This window comes from Streptomyces sp. Ru73 (genome assembly GCF_002920575.1).
In the GTDB taxonomy this organism is placed as follows: Bacteria; Actinomycetota; Actinomycetes; order Streptomycetales; family Streptomycetaceae; genus Streptomyces.
Genome location: NZ_PQSQ01000191.1, coordinates 1 through 4,120 on the forward strand (window position 1 = coordinate 1; position 4,120 = coordinate 4,120).

Annotated in this window: 2 protein-coding genes and 1 pseudogene; all 3 read right to left on the bottom strand. The window is 74.0% G+C overall.

From position 1 onward, the window contains the following. Positions 1-369: pseudogene (locus C3486_RS36285) on the bottom strand (hypothetical protein); the annotation flags it as partial. 271 nt (positions 370-640) lie between these two features. Further along, positions 641-2,449: a glycoside hydrolase family 3 protein gene (locus C3486_RS36290; protein ID WP_258053207.1), complete on the bottom strand. Its 1,809-nt coding sequence runs from the start codon at positions 2,447-2,449 to the stop codon at positions 641-643. A 761-nt stretch (positions 2,450-3,210) separates the two neighbouring features. Next, positions 3,211-4,020 carry a sugar phosphate isomerase/epimerase gene (locus C3486_RS36295; RefSeq protein WP_103837107.1) on the bottom strand — a complete coding sequence of 270 codons (810 nt, stop codon included), beginning with the start codon at positions 4,018-4,020 and terminating at the stop codon, positions 3,211-3,213. Positions 4,021-4,120: the final 100 nt, after the last annotated feature.

Here is a 4,120-nt window from a genome sequence, read left to right on the forward strand (position 1 = left end):
ACCGTCCTCGTCGGCGTCCGGCCGGTGCTCGCTGATGTGCAGCACGAAGTCGGTACGGGCCGGGCAGAGCGCGCCCCCGGACTGCCGCCCGGAGTGCCGCGCCAGCACCCGGGCAGCGGCAGCGCCGTCCGCGCAGTCCACCTCGCGGAAGACCGAGCCGCGCCCCTGGCCGCTGCACTCGCCGCGGTCCAGGAAGACCGCGCCGTAACCGGCCGACGGCGTACTGCCCCGCACGCCGTGCGGCTCCGCGCCGGACGGCTGCTGACACCCGGTCAGCAGCAGACCGCACGCGAGCACCGCAGCCAGCAGCGGTGCTCGCCCCCGGATGGCCGCCCGCTGGCCCCCGGCCGCCGGCCGTGCAGCACGCACCGCGTCCCCCTCGAGTCCCGCCCCGCCGCTCCCCGGCACCGCCCTCCCGGGGCGTGCCGGGACACACCGGCCCAGCGTGACCCGCCGTGCCGGGCCCACGCCAGAAGAGAACAGCGGATTGCGCATGCGGTACGAGGGATGCGGTACGGGGCGGTGCGATGCGGGCCGTACGGCGGTGCGGGCCGTACGACGGTGCGGGCAGGCGGCGGGCCCGGTGCGGACGCGCCGGACCCGCCGTCGGGCGATGGCTCAGTACAAGAGGGCCCGCGGCTCAGTACGAGAGGCCGTGGCCGATCGGGTACAGCTCGGTGTCCGGCGCGTCGGCGCGCATGACCGGCACCGGCAGCCGGCCCTTCGGGGACCGGCGGCCCGCGATCACCCGGGCCGCCGCCCGCAGCTCCACGTCCGTCCACGAATAGCTCGCCAGGCCCGCCTTCACCCCGCCGAGCTGCGCGATGTCGTACGGGTTCCGGATCGCCAGCTGCACCACCGGCTTCCCGGTGTCCAGCAGTGCCCGCACCAGCCCGCGCTGCGAGGATCCCGCGGTGACGTTGTACGTCGCGACCACCACCGCGTCGTGCTCCGCCAGCGCGGCCACCGCCGCATCGGTCTGCGCCTGGGTGGGCGCCGTGCCCGTGGACAGCGCGGTGGTCGTGAAGCCCAGCTCACCGAGGGTGCGGGCGAGGACGCCGGTGGGCGGCCCGCCGGTGCCCGACGGCGCCGCCGGGTCCGCGCCGACCACCAGCACCCGGCGCGTCCGGTGCCGGGACAGCGGCAGCAGCCTGCCCTCGTTGACCAGCAGCGTCGTGGTGCGGTCGGCGATCCGGTCGGCGGTCTTCAGGTGCCCGCGCGTGCCGACCGTACGGTCCACCGCTCGGCGTGTGGTGTACGGGTTCGTGAACAGCCCGCGCCGCTCCTTCATCGCCAGGATGCGCAGCAGCTTCTCGTCGATCTCCGGCTCGCGGACCTCGCCCTGCTCCACCGCGCTGAGCACGCCCTCGAACGCGGCCTTCAGGTCCGGCGGGTTCAGCAGCTGGTCGACGCCGGCCTTCAGCGCGAGCACCGCCACCCGGGCGTCCCCGTACTTCTTCCGTACGCCTTCCATGCCGAGCGAGTCGGTGACGACCACACCGTCGTAACCGAGGCGTTCGCGCAGGATGCCGGTGAGGATCGGCCGGGAGAGCGTGGCGGGGTCCTCGCTCTTGTCGAACGCGGGCACGACGATGTGCGCCGTCATGATCGAATCTATTCCCGCCGCGATGGCCGCCTTGAAGGGCGGTGCGTCCAGCCGCTCCCACTCCTCCGCGGTGTGGTGGATGTACGGCAGGCCCACGTGGCTGTCGGTGTCGGTGTCACCGTGGCCGGGGAAGTGCTTGGCGGTCGCGGCCACGCCCGCCGCCTGATAACCCTTCACCTCGGCGGCGACGTACCGCGCCACGGCCTTCGGGTCGGCGCCGAAGGACCGTACGCCGATGACCGGGTTCGCCGGGTTCACGTTGACGTCGGCGTCGGGGGCGTAGTCCTGGCGGATGCCCATGGCGTACAGCTCGGCGCCGGAGATCCGGCCCACCGTCTCCACGTCCTCGCGCGAACCGCCCGCCGCGAGGGCCATCGCGCCGGGGAAGAGCGTGGCGGGCGCGCCGATCCTGGCCACTATCCCGTGTTCCTGGTCCGTGGCGATCAGCAGCGGAACGGGCACGCGCTGGGCCGCGCCCGCCCGCTGGATGCCGTTGGAGAGCTCGGCGATCTGGTGCGGGTCGCGGGTGTTGTGCGCCCAGGAGAAGTAGATGATGCCGCCGACGTGGTACTTGGCGATCAGCTCGGCGGCGTTCGAGACGCCGATCTCCTTGCGGTTGGCCTCGACGTCGGCGGGGTCGGGGGCGGTGGCGGAGTGCCCGTACACCCGCATCACGAAGAGCTGGCCGACCTTCTCCTCCAGGCTCATCCGGGCGATGAGCGCACGCAGGCGGTCGCGGGTGTCGCGCGGGGTGGCGGCGGGGGCGGCGTACGCGGTTCCGGCGGGGCCGGTGGTGGCGGCCGCTGCGGCTGCCGCGGCGGCGGCTGCGGCGGCGGTCAGCACGGTACGTCTGGAGTGCGACTGGGATCTGGAATGCGGCTGGCGTCTGGAGTGCACGTGCGCTCCTTCCGGAGGCTTCCTCGGAGGACTTCCTCGGTGCCGGTGGCCCCAGGGGGCCCGGGCGCGGCACAGGCCGCTCCGGTCCGCCCAGCCCCGGGCATATTGGCGTATTGAAGGAAACTGCCAAGGAGACACGGATATCCGGAAAACAATCACCGGTCAATGCCCACAGTGCAACCGGGTGAGGGGGCGCGAGCAGGCGGGGGAGTGGTGTGGCGCTCGGTGCTGAGGGGACCGGTGGGGCCGGCGTGGGGCCGGCGGGGCAGCGGGGATCGGGCCCGGGGCGGCGGGGCTTCGGTGAGTCCGGCGGGGCGCCGTCAGCGGCCACTGCCGACACCTGCCACCAGGGCTAATCGCCAACAGTCAACGGCCAACCGGCAACGGCCAACCGCTACGGGAACGACCGCCGGCCGCTACGAGGAAGATCCGCCACCGGCGCGTGAGGAGGGGGGTGCGCCGGTGGCGGTGTGCTGCCGGCCGCAGGCGGTGGAGAGGGTGGTCAGCGACGCAGCCAGCAGCGAGGCCGACACCGCGTTGCGGAGACTCACCAGCAGCACGTCGATGTGACGGACCGACGACGCCGTGGGTTCCCCGGAACGCCCCCATGGCGCCGAATTGGTACGAATGGTTGTCACTGACACACAGTGGGCCGAACGCGGCACCCACCCGCAAGCACGCGGAGCCCCCGCGCCCCGCGCCCCTCCTCACTTCCGCGCGACCTCCACCAGGTGCTCCAGGTGCTCGCGGCCGGGCCGGAGCAGGTCGGGGAGCGCCGCGGCCTCCGGGTACCACCGCTTCTCGTACTCCCAGCACAGCCACCCGTCCCAGCCGTCCGCGACGAGCGCCCCGACGCAGTCGGCCAGCGGCAGTACCCCCGCACCGAGCGGCAGCGGAGTCGTGTCCTCGGCCGAGGCGACGTCCTTCACCTGGACGTAGCCCAAGTGGGGCGCGAGTACGGCCTGCGCGGCGACCGGGTCCTCGCCGCCCAGCCACGTGTGCAGCACGTCCCACAGCGCCCCGACCGAACCGTGCCCCACCGGCCCGATCACCCGCGCCGCCGCGGCCCCCGTCCGGTGCGAGTCGTGGGTCTCCAGCAGGACGGTCACCCCGCGGTCCGCGGCGAGCGGGGCGATGGCACCGAGCCGGCGGGCGGCGTCCACATCGGCCTCGGCGGTCGGCCGGTCACCCCCGCCGGGGAACACCCGTACGTACGAGGCGCCCACATCCGCCGCCAGCCCGACCAGCCCCGCCAGCTCGTCCGCCAGCGCCGCCTCGCCCGCCTCGTCCTGCGCCTCGGCGACCTTGGCGTATCCGGCGACGGTCAGGATCTCCACCCCGGCGTCCGCGAACGCACGGGCCACCTCGGCACGCTCCTGGGCGCCGAGCCCGGTGTGCACCGGTTCCTCCGGATGGGCGCGCAGCTCCACCCCGTGGTACCCGGCGTCGGCGGCGAGCCGGGCGACGTCGCGTACCGGCATCCCGGGCACGCCCAGCGTCGAGAAGGCGAATCGCATAGCCCTACAGCCCTACCTTTCGCAGCACTTCAGCACCTCGGTACGTCAGAGATCGGAGAGGGGACGTCGGCCCCTGCCTCCGAGTACCTCACCGGTACCC

What these genes read in the sequence shown, in the direction of transcription:
- C3486_RS36295 (WP_103837107.1), bottom strand. Translation starts at nt 4,020, where the DNA reads ATGCGATTCGCCTTCTCGACGCTGGGCGTGCCCGGGATGCCGGTACGC.